This window comes from Bradyrhizobium uaiense, assembly GCF_010811875.1.
GTDB lineage: Bacteria > Pseudomonadota > Alphaproteobacteria > Rhizobiales > Xanthobacteraceae > Bradyrhizobium > Bradyrhizobium uaiense.
On the sequence record NZ_VKHP01000113.1, the window covers coordinates 1 to 16,229 of the forward strand.

Consider the following 16,229-nt stretch of genomic DNA (forward strand, 5'->3'; position numbering starts at 1 on the left):
GCATAGAGGTGGTCTATCAGGATCTCGCGCTCGCCGACAATCTCACGGCAGCGGCCAATGTCTTCCTCGGCCGTGAACTCAAGCGCAAGCTTGGACCGTTCGCCTTGCTCGATCACAAGGCAATGGCGGCGCGCGCGCTGGAGCTGTTCGGCGAGCTGCGCTCGGAAACCCGTCCGCACGATCTCGTCAAGCAGATGTCGGGAGGTCAACGCCAGGCGGTTGCGATCGCGCGGACGCGGCTATCCAATGCCAAGCTCGTGATGATGGACGAGCCGACGGCCGCGATCTCGGTCCGCCAGGTCGAGCAGGTCCTGAGCCTGATCCATCGCCTGAAGGAACAGGGCGTTGCGGTCATGTTGATCTCGCACCGCATGCCGGACGTCTTCGCGGTCTGCGACCGCGTCGTCGTCATGCGTCGCGGCGAGAAGCGTGCCGACAAGGCGATCGGCGACACCAGCCCCGAGGAAGTCACCTCCCTCATCACGGGAGCGAAGGAGGCTGCGTGATGGCCACGCCCCTGGACTCTCCTCTCACGTTCTCCAATGTCGGCAAGGACAAATGGTGGCGGAGCGGCTTCTTTGCCTCGCAGACCGGCTACGTCCTGCTGGCGCTGGTGGCGCTGTTCGTGGTGATGAACTTCGCCAGCCCCTACTTCCTGACCGAAGGCAATATGCAGAATGTGGCGAAGAACTTTTCCTTCATCGCCATTGCCACGCTCGGCGTGACCTTCGTCATTATCACCGGCGGCATCGATCTTTCGGTCGGCTCGGTGATGTGCTTTTCCGCGATGATCACCTCGATGGTCATGACCCACATTTCGACACCTGGCATGCCTGGAGCGGACTGGTTTGTGCATTTGGCCCCTGACGGCAAGACCGTGATCGCCAATATGCCCGGCTTGATCCTGCTCGTCTCGGTCCTGGCCGGGCTCGGTGTTGCGCTGGTGGTTGGCCTCGTCAACGGCTTCTGCATCGCGGTGCTTGGATTATCACCTTTCGTCACCACGCTCGGCATGCTCTCGATCGTGCGCGGCCTCGGCTACGTCGTCTCCAACGGCCGCGGCAGCTTTCCCAGCGGCCCCGAAGCCAATTATCTCTACACGCTGACATCGGGCGTTGTGTTCGGCATGCCGGCACCGTTCATCTACCTCGTGGTTCTCGCGGTCGCGATGGCGGTCGTGCTGCATCACACCGGCTTCGGCCGCCACGTCTTTGCCGTCGGCGGCAATGAGAAGGCGGCTGCCCTGACCGGCATTCCGGTCGTACGGGTGAAGATCGAGATCTATGTGATCTGCGCGCTCGCGGCAGGTCTGCAGGGCATCATCATCTCCGGCTGGTTGGGATCGGCACCGGCAAACATGGCGACGTCCTACGAGCTCAACGTGATTGCAGCCGCCGTGATCGGCGGCGCCAATCTCGCCGGCGGCGCCGGCGGTCCGCTCGGAGCCATCGTCGGCTGCGTGCTGCTCGAGGTGATCCGCAACGGCCTCGTGCTCGCGCAGGTCAACTCCTATTGGCAGCAGACCCTGGTCGGCGTGATCATCATCGCGGCAGTGCTGGTCGATCGCCTCCGCTCGCGCATGGCCTGAAGAGTTCGCTCCGGAGGATCATGAACATCCGCCTGTCCGCCTCCGGGAGCCACTGATTTCAACGGATGGGCACAAGAAAATGTGGAGGGAAGCAATGAAAAAGACACTTCTTGCCGCCGCGGTATTCGCCATGATGGCGACGCCCGGCTTTGCCCAGAGCTATAAATTCGTGATCGTACCCAAGGCGATGAACAATCCGTTCTTCGACTTCGCGCGCGACGGCTGTCAGAAGCGTGCCAAGGAGCTCGGCAACATCGAATGCATCTACAAGGGCCCCGTCGAGCACGAGCCGGCGACGCAAGCCCAGATCATCCAGGATTTCATCACCCAGAAGGTGGACGGCCTCGCCATCTCGGTCGCCGATGTCGCGGCGATGACCAAGTCGATCGAGGCGGCCACGGCTGCCGGCATTCCTGTCATCACGTTCGACGCGGACGCACCGGACTCGAGGCGTATTGCTTATATCGGCACCGACAACAAGGAGTTCGGCGTCGCGCTCGGCAAGCAACTGCTGAAGCTGCGGCCCGATGGCGGCAAATACGCCATGATCTCCGGCGGTCCGGGTGCGAAAAACCTCGCTGAGCGCGTCGACGGCGTCCGTGAAGCGCTCAAGGGCTCGAAGTGGACCGAAGTCGGGGGCTCGCCGACCTTCTGCAACGACGACCCCGCGCTCGGCGTCCAGCAGATGACCGATCTGCGCACCGCGACCCCCGATCTTGCGGCGATCATTCCGGTCGGCGGCTGGCCGATGTTTGCCCCGGAAGGCTTCAAGGCGTTCGCCAGCAAAAGCAAGAAGGACATCGACGCCGGCAAGTTCACGCTCGTCGTCGCCGACACCCTCAAGATGCAGCTCGAGCTTCTGAACGAGGGTTACGCCAATGCGCTGATCGGCCAGCGGCCGTTCGAAATGGGCGAGAAAGCGATGGATACGCTCCTTGCCATCAAGAAAGGTCAGAAGGTGCCGGAGATCATCCACACCGGCCTCGACGTTGTGACAAAGGACAACGTCGCGGCGATGTTGAAGTAGGCGCGGTGCCCGATCAGGCGCCGCAGTTTCGGGGAGAAATCGCGGAAGGGCTCGGAGCTTCCGAGCCCTTGTTAGCCGAGGTCCGGTACGTCGCCAAGCCTGCCATCGCCCGGCCCGTCTTGGTGACGGCCCGATCTTTTGCGCCGCACCGCGGTCCGGACGTCCCATCAGCTGCGGTACCGCCGCTCGAACTCCTCGCGCGAAAGTTTGACGGAGGGCATGCCTTTCCGGATATTGCCGGCGTGGGGTGCGCCCCGCCAAAATATCGAAAACAACCCCATGCAAAGGATCGCGCGGCGGCCGGCGTTCGACGAGGCCGCTTGACATGTCGGGCAACTCAGGGATATATTTCTAATATTCCGAAATATTGCAGGCACTGCCTCGCCGCGCCAACGGGGCCCGCCGGTTGCGCTTGCGGCCGCACGCCCACCGCACACATTGAAAGTGCACCGACAACCCGTTCGGCAGGAGGCTGTCACCCACGTCTCAGGTACGATCTGCTACCCATGTCTCCGGGCTGGACAAGGGGACCGTTGGCAGCGGGCGAGCGATACGAACGGCTCCCCACCAGTTTAAGCCCTTGTTTTCACAAACTTACAGGGCAGGCTAGCGAGCACTGGGCAGCGCTCACAGTCCAAAGCCAGTCACCTCGTTCTCACCCACAAAAAGCGTCTCCATTGGGGGTTCTGGACTAGCGTTTCGCCGACATCAGTTACGGCCGCAGCCGTGGTCCGCCGAGGCGGCGGGCCACGGTGCGGCCTAGCGCCGTGGCGCAATGCCGCAACGCCAACCTGAGGTCATTTTCGACGGTGCGAAGGCTGACCTGGAGGCGGGCCGCCACTTCGTGAGCCGTTACGCCCTCGATCGAGATGCCCTGGAGCACCCGGCGAGGCCGGTCCGGAAGCTCGGCCAACGCGCATTTGAAGGCCGCGATCTCGGAGCGCGCTTCGACCACTTGTGCGGCGTCGGGCTGATCGTCGCAGACATCCAGCAGCGCATCGATCTCCCACACGCTGACGCGATAGCTTTGCGCCTTGTGGCGGTCCTTCGCGACGTTGATCGCGATGCGAAAGAGATAGTCGGCCGGACTGCGAACCGGCTCCGCATCCGTGACCCGATCCAGCCTCAGAAACGTCTCGTGCAGGGCCTCGTGGGCGAAGTCGGAAGAGCCCAGACGGCGCGTCAGCCTGGCAATGAGGCCGTCATAGTTCTCCACCAGCTGGTCACGCAGCCTCGCCTGGTTGGTGTCAACCACGTTCAGCGCCCCAAACCATTCCTCAGTGTGTCTCGAGGCTCGCTCTTTCCTCCGCGGTGAGTGCCTGCCTTTGCGTCTCCGACAGCGGGCCGTTGCCGACAAGCTGAAGGACACTGTTCTGGTTGTAGCTGTGCTGATCCTGCGCCCGCGGGTTCTGCTCGTCCTTCCGGGAATCCGGCGCGCCGCCGTCGCCGCCGCCATAGCCGAGCACCTCGACGATCACGATCGACGGTTGACCGCTGTTCTGTGGCGGTGGCGCGGCGGCCTGCTGGGTCGCGGCGGATGTGTTTGACGCAGCCGTTTGCGCGCCGACCGGCGGTCCCTGCACCGTCGGAATGCCGGTCGAGGTGCCCTGCACCTGGATGTTGGCGGCGTTGACCACTTGCAGCGCCGCCAGGTTGACGTTGCCCGAGACGCGGATGCCGGCTTCGCCCGCGTCGATGGTGCCGAGTGGCGCGATCAGATCGACGTTTCCGGGCGGCACTTCCGGAATCGGATTGAGCGTCGCGATGCCCGCACCGGTCGAGGGCACGGTCGGCGACAGCTTGACACTGCCATAGAGGTCGTAGGTGCGCTTCGGCGGCGTGAAGATCGTCGTCGTCTTCGAGCCGCGGCCGGCGTTGATGTCGCCGGTCGCCGACCATGCGATGATGTTGCCGCCGAACGTCGTCATGATGCGGCTCTGGCCAAGCAGCACGCTGCCAAGCGAATAGACATCGATGTCGCCCTGCCCTTGCGTGATCAGGCCCGCGCCGGCGCCCGGCGTCACGCCCTCGACACCGATGATCGTCTGCCCACCCGGATTGAGGATCTGGATGTCGCCGCCGAACTGCGTCTGAATGCCTGCGTCGGCCAGATACGTGGTGCCGTCGCTCTTCTTGGCAACGCCGCTGAACATGGTGATCTTGCCCGAATAGCCGACCGGATTGCCTTGCGCATCCTGATCCGGGAACAGCGTGGCGACCGCCTCGCGGCCGCGCAGATAGCTGCCATAGCGGCTGCTGTCCTTGTTGTTGTACTCGCGGCCGCCCGCCTTCAACTCCGCGTAATAGACCTGTCGGACGAACACGCCCTGCTGCTCCATCGGCAGCGCCAGGAAGAAGCCGAGCACATCCTGTTTCGCTCCGGTGAAGATGTAAGACCGGCCGTCATACGAATAGTTCCGGCTCGGCGAGAACCGCTCGCGCAGCCAGTCGTACAATTCGTCGGCGTAAGTCTTAGCCACCTTGCCGCTGCCCGCGAGCGGCCGGCCGTCGTCGGGGAGCTGGTTCGCAGCATTGAAATACAGCCTGGCGAAGTCGGTATAGTCGGGGCCGCTGGCGCCGACACCGGCGATCGTGACGATGCCAGCACCACCCGTGGTGTTGGACTGGTTGACGATATCGCCAACGCTCACCAGCGAGCCGTAATAGCCCTGGTACAGATTGCGGCCCGCCTGCAGCTGCAGCAGGCCGGGACCGAGAATATCGACCGACTGGTAGAAGATGTCGCGGCCAGCCTGCATCAGGGAGATGTCGTCCTGCCCGGTGTTCAGGAACACGCTGGGCACGGGACCGGTGCCGACGATATCGCGGCCTGCAATCACCTCGAAGGGCTTGGCGGCGATATACCAGGTGCTGTGGGTGGGATAGAAACCCGAGGAGAAGCTTCGCGTCTTTGGCAGCACCTCTCCAAGGGTCAGATCGGTGATGTCGACACCGGCATAGACCAGGGCCGGCAGGTTGTCGCCGGCGTGCAGGTTGGAGACAGGCAAGTCCTCGCCGAAAGCAATTGGATTGAGCGAGTTGTCCCGGAAAGCGGCGTTTGCCCAGGCGTTGCTGTCACCAGCCCCACTCGTGCCGGTGTTGAAGACAGCATTGAACGGCGTCGCCAATGTGCTCATGTCCGCGCCGGACATCGCCACCACCTGACCTGTCCCGTAGATCGAACCGGCCGCCAGCAGCGCGAGTTGGCCGAACGGCGACGGCATCAGTTCAATGCCCGAACTGCTTCCGCCAGCTCCAGGCTCTGCAAACCGGATGTCGCCATTGGCGGCCACGACGGTCAGCGTGCCCGGAAAGAAACCGGTGCCGTTGAAGGAAATCCCGGCCAACACGTCTGCATCGCCGCCCGCTGCGTAAAGATTGATCGCGGTCCCCGGCGTCCACAACGTGAAGTTCGATTGCCCGCCTTGCTTGAGCGTCGTTGTGCCGTCCGCGTTGCGGACCGTGTAAGCAATCCCGTTCAGATCGACCGGCGCCGCCATGCCGGCGTCGCCTGCGCCGCCGAGCACGAGGTCGCCGCGCGTCACGATGCTGACGCTGCCGTCACCCGGTATGACGAGCGGGCCCGGCGTCTTGAGCGAGCGCTTGAAGACGTTGGGATCGACGGCGCGCGGATCGTACGACACCAGATAGGAGCCCCAATTGTTCGGAGCCAATGCACCGACGGCTCCCGCGCTGACGGTGATGTCGCCGCGCAGGTCGGTGATCGAGCCGAAATAGTCCGGCACCGGTCCGAAAGGCGTGGTCGCCGCCACCGGATTGAGTCCGCCGCCGACCTTCACGACAAGATTGCCGCCGCCGGTTTGCACCAGCGTGCCGTTCGGCAGCACGCGGCCGGTCGAGGCGACTGCCAGGTCAAGGCCGGTCGAGCCGTTGCCGGTGACGCCGGCATTGCCGCCCGCGATCACGGTCAGGTTGCCGCCGCCGAGCGTGCCGACACCTTGGAAGCCGATCAGTTGCTGGTTGTTGCTCCATGCGTAGGTCTTCGCGAGCGTACCGAAATTGATCCACCACGCGACCGGATCGGCGGAGGCGCCGCCGCCTTGCAGGTGGAGCCAGTTGGCGGTGAGGTTGGAATCGACGAACCGGGTGTTGTTGTCCGCGATCTGAATGTTGCCGGTGACATCCCGTTGCGCGGTGAGCAGCAGGTCGCCGCCATGCTCGGGATACCACGCGTGCGAGTTGCCGCTGCTGGTGACCCCGACGAGATCGTAGGGATTGCTGCCGTCAGCGGCCAGGATCGGCTTCGCCTGCGTGCCGGCCGTATAGACGCCATATGGCGTAGCCTCGCTGAAGCTGCCGCCGGCCATCAGATCGAGGCCGCCGGTACCCGTGCGCAGGACGCTGAAGAAGGTGCCGTTGCGCGACGCATCGTAGGCCGGATCGCTCAGCGTCAGGTTGCCGCGCCCGTTCAGCGCCTGCGTTGTCTGCAACGCGCGCTGGTCGGCACCGACAAGATCTGCACCGCTCACGAGCCGGATCGATGCGGAGAGCGAGCCGGGCGCGAGCATTGGCGCTGCAGCCGACGTGGCAGCTGCGCCGGGAATTCCAGGCGTAACCACCGCTCCGAGCGGAGGTAACGTAGCAATATCGAAGATCAAGACGCCGTTCCCCCCTGTCGAAGGTCCGGGATTCAGCGTCGTGCCGGCCGGGATCGTGTTACCCGGCCCATATTGATGGCCATTGACGTCGACGAATGGGATCCCATACAGCGAGACCATAGACTGGTAGAACTGATCGTCCGGTACCGTCCAGTCATTCATCAGTGTCACACTGCTGGAATAGGCATAACTGGAATTATTCAGGCCGGAGTCGCTGGGCGACCACAGCTGCGCGTTGGGATCATGAGGGATATCGATCAGCTCGTAGACCGCTGGCGTTCCCGGTGACGACTTGAACCCGTCCGAGATGCTTCCGTTGACCGTCACGTTGCCGCCGGCGCGGATTACCAGGGCCATCGGTTCACCGGCGCCGTAGCTCGCCGAGTTCGGATCGCGATCCGCGCCCGCGCCGTAGCGATACTTGGCGAGGTCGATATCGCCCGAGGTCGACAGGTCGCCGCTCGATGTGATCTGGACGCCCGGCCGCAGATGATAGGTGCTGCCATAGGCCGACAGACCCGCAACGCGGGTCGCCAGCCCGGCATTGCCGAGCGCCGCATCGATGAAGGCCGTGCTCGCGGTGTCGTAGCCGTCGAGCGTCGCCTGGCTGATGGTGCTGCCGCCCGGCAGATTGTAGGTCCAGAACGCGTTGAGCGCGATACTGTGGGCACCTTTGATAGTGAGCGGACCTGACGCGTTGATGGCGATGTCGCCCGAGGCCTCGCCGGTGCGCTGCGCGTTCAGCACCACGCCGCCATAGGCGATGCCGTTCGGCACGGTGAGATCCATGGTCGCGCCCGATGACAGGGTCAGCGTGCCGCCGGCCGCGGTCAGTTCGATATGACCGCGGTTCTTCGCCTCGATCGGCCGGCCATAGCTGTCGACCTGCAGCCCCCTGCCGTGAGCATCGAGCACCGCGGTCGGCGCAAGCGTAAGCCCGTTGCCGGCCGAGAGCCGGATGGTGCCGGGCGCGACGCCGGACGCATCGATGGTGCCGACGACGGACAGGCTGCCATTGTCGACGGCGATCGTGACGTTGCTGGCGCGCACGCCGTCGCCCACGACGAGATCGCCGGTCCTGATATCGAAGCCGCGTGCATCGAAGAAGCCGCCCTGGGTCAGGAGCGCGTTGAGTGCCGCGAAATCCGCGCTGGACAGCGTGCCGGTGGTGACGCTGAAGTCGCCGCTGGCATAGCCGCTCGTCGCCGCACCATTGAGCGCACCGTTGAGCACGACCGGCCCATTTGCCGAAGCAATGCTGATCGATCCGGCGCCTGCATTGGTTGCGGAGACATCGATGACGGAGCCGGCAAGCTGCGTCAGACCGCCCTGCGCGCTGTTGAAGATCGCCGTGCCGCCGAAGCCGTAGACCGTCGCCCGCTGGATCGTGGACGGCCGACCGCCGAGATCAATGCGGCTCGCGCCCCCGAGCACGATGTCGCCAGTCGCATTGACCACGAGCTTGCCGCTCGGCAGCAGGATCGTGCTGTCGATGGCGACGCTGCCGCCGCTGAGGTCGATCTCCGCACCGGCCACGGTGGAGCTGGCCGTATTTGGTGCAATGCCCGCGGGCGCGACGACAGCGAGCGCGCCGCCGGCTGCATAGGCCATGATCGATTTCTGCACGCCGGTCAAAAGCGGCGTCGTCAGCGTCAAATTGCCGCCGGTGCCGCTCTGGCCGAATACGGCGGCGGGATCCGAACCCGGTGACTGGTAGACGAACAGCTTGCTGTTGCCGGCCGAAACGATCCGCGAACTTCCGGTGATGTTGACGTTGCTGAAGCCGTAAATCACGCGGCTCGCGGTCGATGTGTCGAGCGAGGCGAAGCGGCCGAAGTCGATCTCGTCGGCGACGAGATTGAGCGCGCCGGTTCCGGTGCCCGGCCCGCCTGCGGCAATGGCCGGCGGCGTGGCGCCGCTGATACCGTTCCAGGTGATCTTGTTGGCCGCAATCGTCGAACTGTCGCCGGCCGCACCAAAGCCATAGATCGCCGAGGTGTTCAGCACCAGGTTGACGCCGCTGCCGGTGGCATCCAGACCGGCGCTGCCGAACAGATTGATGGAATTCGCAGCAGCCAATGTGATGGTCTTCAGCGCCGGGGCACCATGCAGCGGATCGCCGTGCAGGAGCGCGTTGAACAGCGCCTGGTCGAACAGCAATCCCGCCGGCGCGGCCGCCGCGCCGACTGTCGCCGCGTCGCCGATATTGATGGTGCCGACCGCAAGCGCGATGTTGCTCGATCCGAAATGCGCTGTCGGATCAATCGTGGAAGCGCCGTTGGTGACGAACGCCAACGTTCCTTCGGAGTAAAGCGACGAACCGGCGCCGATCGTGATGGAGCCGCTGCCGATGTTGGAGGGCAGGAAGTTGATGTCTCCGTTGGACAGCGCCAGCACCGTGGCCTGGCCGGCCGCATAGCTCATGCCGGTAGACGCCGAATCGAACGGAACCGCGCCCTGCCCGACGGTGCTGAGCGTGACGTTGTTGCCGACGGTGACGTTGTTGCCGATCAAGAACATCTCGCCGGCGGAGAGAGACACGCCGTCCCGGATGAAGAGGTCGGTTGCTGTTGGATTGAGGGTCAATGTACCGTCCAAGATCCTGACGGTTCCATTGACCAGCAGACGCGGCGCCCTGAGCGCGTCGATCTCTGCGGCGCGAACCGAGACACCGGTGAACCCGGCCGTCGCCGCGTCGGCATAAATCTCGCCGACCCCGATCAGCGCTGCCTGGCCGGCGTTGCCCCCTGGCGCGCCCTGAAACAAGGCGGTCCCGTCGAAGGTCAGCGCCGCACCGATGGTGGTGGAGTTCTGCGTCTCGAACAGCACTTCCAGCGTCTTTCCGTCGCTCGGCAGCAACGGACGCACACCGCCGAATTGGGTGACGTTCGCAATCAGGAAGTCGCTGTAACCCTGCTCGTTGAATTGCGAGTATTTGCGGACGGCAGTGCCTGCGGTGATCAGCGCCGTCACCGGGAGGCTATCCCTGATCGCGGTGTTGGCGATGCCGGTCGCCACCGAAGCGGCGTAAGTACCATTGCCGATCATGATCGGGCTGCCAACCGGCGTCGTGGTGCCGCCCCCGAGCTCGACGCGGTAGGCGCCGGGCAGCAGCGCGTAGTTGGAGGGCAGCAATGTGTAGGTCCCCGCCGGCAATCCCGGGACGCCGGACGGCACCGTGATCTGCTGGCCGATCGCAGGATCGCCGGCGCCGTTCTCGGGCGCGATCGGCGCATAGCTGGAGCCATAGCCGGGGAGGATGGCATAGACCTTGTCGGTCGCCTTGCTGACAGGGGTCGCGGGGTTGGCGTTGACGAGTGGCGTGTTGATCACATTGACCGAGCCGCCGCGTCCGGAGACGAAGCCCGCGCCGGTGAGCGTGCCGCCGCCCGACATGTCCAGGATCGCGCCGCTCGCGACGTTGATCGACTGCCCGTCCAGGATGATGCCGGTTTGCGGCCCGTTGCTGTTGAAGTTGGTCAGGTCGATCTTGCGGATGCTCGCGCCATTATACGCGTAGGTGACGCCGTCGATCGTGCCGCCATAGGGGATGGTCAGGCCGGCCATCGAGACCGAGGTCAGGCTGCCCGGAAGCAGATCGACATGCGGCGTGAAGACCGGCCAGCTGAGCCCGAAGGTCAGGAGACCGAGCGGCGCGCGAACGATGCCGCCCTGCTCGATCACCGGCGCCTGGAAAGCGAGCTGGCCGAACACCGACAGCGGTGCGTCCGGAATGATGTCCGTGGTGCGTCCGATGGTCAGCGTCGCGGTCGGATCGGAATTGCCGCTGCCTGCGATCACGGTCGCAACCGTGTTGGTTGCGGGATAGATCTGCGCGGCAAGAAGTTCGAGATTGCCGCTGCTGGACAATTGGGTGGTGATCACCCCGGGCATCGACAGGAAGCGGATGTCGCCTTGGCTGACCAGCTTCGTGGTCAGGAATCCCGGCCCGTACATGTTGTTCGGCGAACGCGCCGAGAAGCCGATGAGGCCCTGGATGTCGATCAGGTTGGCGTCAGCCTCGAACGTCGCCGTGGTCGGCAAGACCGCCCCGCCGGGATTGCGGATGCTGCCGCTGATGGTCCCGTCAGGGACAACAGCCGTCGCTTCACGGAACAGGATATAGGGGGCCGACACCGTCACGCTGCCTGTCGTGGCCGGCATCGACGAATCGATCGGCCCGGACACCGGAACTCCTGAGGTGAAAGCCGCCGCGGTCAGCGTCAGGCTGCGGCCCAACGCCAGCGACACATTGCCGGAGAACTGCATGTAGTCGCCGGAGGTCAGCGTCAGGCTGTCGAACCCGCCGGCCTTGACCATGTCGGCGCTGACCGTGGCCTGGCCAAACAGCAGATGCGATGCCCCGGTGCCCGGGGCGATATCCGCCGGCAGCGCGGAATCCGGACGCGCCTGCACCACGGTCATCAGGCTTGGAACGATCGCATTGGCCGGCGGCGTCACGCCGTTGGGGAAGGAATTACCGTCGAAGTTCGGCGTGGTGAGCGCGATCGAGAGGTTGCCGCCGGCAGCGCTGCCTCCGCCGGAGAACGCGTGGACATCGCCGTCGAGATAGAGCCCGCTCTGCGACGCCAGGGTGATGGAGCCGCCATTCGTCGTGACCATCTGCGGCCGGCTTGACGACGCCGCGCCACCCGCCGCGAGATCGATCGCGACCTGGGTGCCGTCGGCATTGAGCTCGGCGCCCGGGCGGAGGATCACGAAGGCGCCGCCGCCGTTGACGGTGATGGAGCCGCCATCGGTCGCCCGCCCGAACAGATGTCCGGTCGTGTCGGTCGCCTGATAGGCCAGGCCCGAGACATCGAGCTTGGCGGCGGCATCGACCCAGATCGAGATGCCACGGCCATTGTCGTTGGGGTCGAAGTTGAAGCCTGTTCGCACCGGCGAACCATAGGCATCATTGACCAGATTGATGCTGCCGCCATGTGCGGTGAGACTGCCGAACACGCTGATCTGACCGAAGGCATCGAGCGTGATGCTCTGGCCTGGATCGACGCTGACCGAGGCGCCTGCGCCGATCACGATCCCGCCGCCAGAGCTGGGCTTGATGAGCGAACGCAGCGTGAGGCTCGCACCGCCCCGCTGAGTCACCGTGGCCTTGACCGAATCCTCGGTGAACGGCGGCGGCGTCCACAGCGTCAACGCCGACGATGGATCGCTGCCGGAAGCTGCGGCAAAGCTGTTCGCGGTGAACCGGTAGACCGGCATCGCGGCGGCAACCACCGTGTGGTTGGCCACCACAACACCCAGTCCGCCATTGATGTCGTAGTTCGAGAAGCCGGCGGCAAAGAACGACGGATTGAGCGCTGGGGCAGGCGTGATCTCGACCGTCTGCGGCAACACCGAACCAGCCGGGATAATGCTGCCGACCGGGTAAGTCATCGGCGTTGATTGAATAGATCCGGCTGCGTAGTTGATCTGGTAGGGCCGGACCGGAAGGCCGTTGGGAAATACGCTCGAAGGAATGACCGTGCCGGCCGGAATGATGTCCCCGGTGGCGCCGCCGAGGCTAAAGCCCGAGATGATCGAGCCTGCCGGCAGCACGGATCCCGCGCCCCAAAACTGAATGCTGCCGTTCACCCGCGTCAGCACCGTGATTCCGGTTGGAATGGTCCAATCAGCGCCAGTTGGCGTGCTGGGCGCACCCGCGTTTCGGATGTCGACCGGGGTCGGTACGTCATAGACCAGCGAGGTGAAGGTGAGCGTCAGCGGCACCGGCAACGGCTGCCCCGCGGGAATGGTGAGCGACTGGGCGAATTTCAAAGCGACCGGCGCGGGCGTGCCGGCGGGCAAGATACCTCCCGCCAGTTCGGCGTTGTCGCCGATCAGGATGTTGCCGGGCGTCGAGATCGTCAGCGTGCCGCCGCCGGTGACGCCAAAGGCGCGGATCGAACCGTCGAGAACCAGGTTTCCGTCGCCCGGCGTTCCGCCATCCTGCTGGGCATGGCCCGCCATGATCGTGACGTTACCGCCCTTGCCGCCTTGCGTCTTGCCGTTGACGAGAACGGCTGCGCCGGAGGACACGTCGATGACGCTGCCGGCGGCGAGCGTGACGTCCTGAGTGGAATCGAAGGTGACGTTGCCACCGTCGAGGAAGGCAAGGCCCGCAACGCCGGTCGGATCGGTCTGCGCATTCACCCACAGGCCGCGCGTATCGATGGTGACGCCGGACTCCAACGTCAGCGCCGCGCCGCCGGTGGCATTCGTCAATGCAATCGTACCGGTCGCGGTATTGAGAATGTTGCTGACGGTGACGCTGCCGGACCGCGCGGTGATGCCGGCCGCAATGTCGACGGTCGGAGCGATCAGCTTGACCTGCGCGCCCGGCGCAAATTGCAGTGGCGCATCGATCGCGATCTTGCTGGACGTGTTGATGTAGAGGCCCCCGAGACCGAAGCCGTTGAGCGTCGGCGCATCGAAATACGCCGTGTTGACGCGACTGGCCGGCAGCGCGGAGGTCGCGTCCAGGCTGCCCGCGACCGGCGCGACGTTGCCGAACGACACATCGGTGTTGTACGCGCCGGCAAGGCCATAGCTGTTGTACTGCCCGAGCGCGAGCGTGCCGGCGAGCGGCACGGTGGTCTGCGTCAGTCTGTAGCCGTCGGTGACAACAGCCGGACGCTTGGTGAGCTGCTGCTCGCCATCGATGACGCTGGCGAGGATCGTGCCCTCGAACACCGAAGTCGGGGTCGCAAGAACGAGGCTGCCGGCATCGCGGCCCACGGTGTAGCCGTTCTCCCAGCGCGAGCTGCCCTTGCCGAACGGGCTGAGATAGACTTCGACGACGTTCCAGTGCGCGTGATTGACCGTGAAGCCGTTCGCCACCGCGACATAGGTCAAATTGGCAGGAGCATTGTCGGCACTGTAGATGCGGCCGTCGCTGCCGAGCAGCAGCGTCTGCCGCACATAGCCGCCCTGGTACTGCACCGCGCCGCCGGAGATGTTGAAGATCGCGCCGCGCTGCGCCACCACCTCCGGCGCCGACAACGTGATGGTCCCGCCGACCGCGGTCCATTCGCCGATCCTGTGGCCGGTGTTGTTGAGATAGCCGGAGACCTCGAGCAGGCCGCCCGCGGTGTAGTAGCGGTCGGTCGCATAACCGCCGGTGCCGGCCGGCACCAGGGTGAGATCGCGGGCGTCGATCCAGAGGCTGCTGTTGATCAGCGCGCCGCTGTCGCGGTTCTGCGGGCTGTCGCGCAGCTCGTTGCCCTGGACGTTGACCTTGATCGCATTGGCGGACACCGGCAGCAGGGTGCCGGTGGTGCCGGAGACGTCGATGGTCGATCCGTTCTCGGCGAACACGCGCTTGCCGGCGGAAGCCGTCACCTGCCCGCCCTGCGCCATGGTCAGCGAGCCGTTCCTGAAATCGATCGTGCCGCCGGTGACGATCTCGACTCGCGACTGGTCGGGACGATCGGATAGTGCCGAGAGATTGTCGAACTGGCCGGTCGCCAGCAGATTCGGCTTGGCCGAGGCGATCAGCGCGTCGCGCTGCGAATTGAACGCGGTCGCGTTCGGATCGATGCCCGCAACCAGTGCGGCGGCGGCCGCGGTCTCCGGCAGGATCAGGCTGACGCCGTTACCCGTCAGCGTGACGCTGCCGGTGGTGTCCGACGCCGAATTGAGCAGATGGATGGTGCCGCGCTGATTGACCGAGGTGGTGGAGACGAGGATGCCGTCCTGGGTGACGGAGTGGCCGGCCAGCGTGATATCGCCCTGCTGGGCAAGGACGAGACCCGTGTTGACGACCGTCCCGCTGCTGCTCCCGCTGCGCAACAGCGGCGCGATCTCGTTGCCGCGCGTGGTCGAGTTCTGGTTGACGCTGGTGCCGTAGCCGGCGCGCAGGATGAAATCGTCGCCGGCCGCGAACTGAGTTTGCCCCTTCGGCGTGGTGATCGAGCCTGCATTGTCGACTTCGGTACCCATCAGCAGCACGAAGCCGCCGCCCGCGGTGACCGATGACGGCGCACCGGTGGTGATCAGCGCGCCGTTCTCGACCACGATCTTGCCGGCGGCGCCGGTGAAGCTCGGCAGATAGGCGTTGCCGCTCTGGGTCGAATAGAGACCATTGGCGAGGAATTGGCTGTCGGCGATATTGGCGGTCGAGGCGATCAGCGAGCCGACATTGATCTGGCTCGTGCCGCCGAAGATGATGCCGTTCTGGTTGATCACCAGCACCTGGCCGGGCGCGGTGATACGGCCGAGGATCTGGCTCGGTGCGGCATTGCCGACGACGCGGTTGAGCGCGGTCCAGGTGCCAGCCTGCTGGTTGAAGTTGAGCGTGGTCTGGCTGCCGACGTTGAAGCTCTGCCAGTTGAGGATCGCCTGCGGCGCGGTCTGGTTGATGGTGACCGTGGTCTGGCCGCCGCTTGCGGTTTGGCCCGGCAACGCGGCGCCCTGCCAGAGGCTCGAGCCGGGCACAGCGCCCGGGGCCACCTGAAGCCCGCCCGCCCCGAGGCCGTTCGGCACCGCCAGTTGCGGCAACGTGGCCGATCGCTGCGAGGCCGCGGCCGCGCTGCGCGCCGCGGCCTGCAGTGCCTGGATGGCCTGGGTCGCTCGGGTCAGCGCGCTCTGGCTTTGCCTGGCGACCTCGGTCGCTTGCTGAGCCGCGGCGGTGGCCGCGTCGCTGGCGATCGTCGGCGCCGAATTTGTCGTCGCGAAATTGCCGAACGGCCGCGCGGAAGCGTCCTCAACTCCCGTCAGCAGCAGCGCCAGCGTGCTTGTTCCAGCGAGCAGCACGGAGCGGGATACCAATCCGATCCGCTGCCGCGAAGAAAGCGGCGCGACCCGACGCAGATCGAAGCGAGAACGGCGGGCGGCTTTCCGGCGAGACGGCATACGATGTCCTCTGGAAACGAAATGAGCGGAAAGGAGCGGATCAGAGGCGTACAGGGCGAAGCGTCGGTGCTTCGACCTGGTCGATGCGCGGCCGGTGTGTTTGCTCGTCAGCCCTTGCGAGATTCACTCCTCCGCTCAT

General features: G+C 65.2%; 5 protein-coding genes. 3 read left to right on the forward strand and 2 right to left on the reverse strand.

The genetic code is table 11. The features are described from left to right. From FNJ47_RS24830 to FNJ47_RS24840, 3 genes are all read left to right on the forward strand, one after another. Window positions 1–506, forward strand: a 506-nt coding sequence (locus FNJ47_RS24830; RefSeq protein ID WP_163157847.1) for an ATP-binding cassette domain-containing protein, incomplete at its 5' end; no start/stop codon positions are given. After that, entirely contained in the window at window positions 506–1,588 is a 1,083-nt protein-coding gene (locus FNJ47_RS24835) for an ABC transporter permease (protein ID WP_163157849.1), read from the forward strand. The genes FNJ47_RS24830 and FNJ47_RS24835, both read left to right, overlap by 1 nt. Window positions 1,589–1,682: 94 nt before the next feature. Beyond that, on the forward strand, window positions 1,683–2,615 hold the full coding sequence (locus FNJ47_RS24840) for a sugar-binding protein (RefSeq protein WP_163157851.1): 933 nt from the start codon (window positions 1,683–1,685) through the stop codon (window positions 2,613–2,615). Window positions 2,616–3,327: 712 nt separating this feature from the next. Here FNJ47_RS24840 and FNJ47_RS24845 read toward each other — a convergent pair. Both FNJ47_RS24845 and FNJ47_RS24850 read right to left on the reverse strand, forming a co-directional pair. Next, a complete protein-coding gene (locus FNJ47_RS24845; protein WP_163157853.1) occupies window positions 3,328–3,870 on the reverse strand; it encodes a sigma-70 family RNA polymerase sigma factor in 543 nt (180 codons plus the stop codon). Between the two features lie 22 nt (window positions 3,871–3,892). Further along, complete coding sequence (locus tag FNJ47_RS24850) at window positions 3,893–16,006, reverse strand: filamentous hemagglutinin family protein (RefSeq protein ID WP_163157855.1); 12,114 nt, start codon at window positions 16,004–16,006, stop codon at window positions 3,893–3,895. Window positions 16,007–16,229: the final 223 nt, after the last annotated feature.

What these genes read in the sequence shown, in the direction of transcription:
- FNJ47_RS24835 (WP_163157849.1), top strand. Translation starts at nt 506, where the DNA reads ATGGCCACGCCCCTGGACTCTCCTCTCACGTTCTCCAATGTCGGCAAG.
- FNJ47_RS24840 (WP_163157851.1), top strand. Translation starts at nt 1,683, where the DNA reads ATGAAAAAGACACTTCTTGCCGCCGCGGTATTCGCCATGATGGCGACG.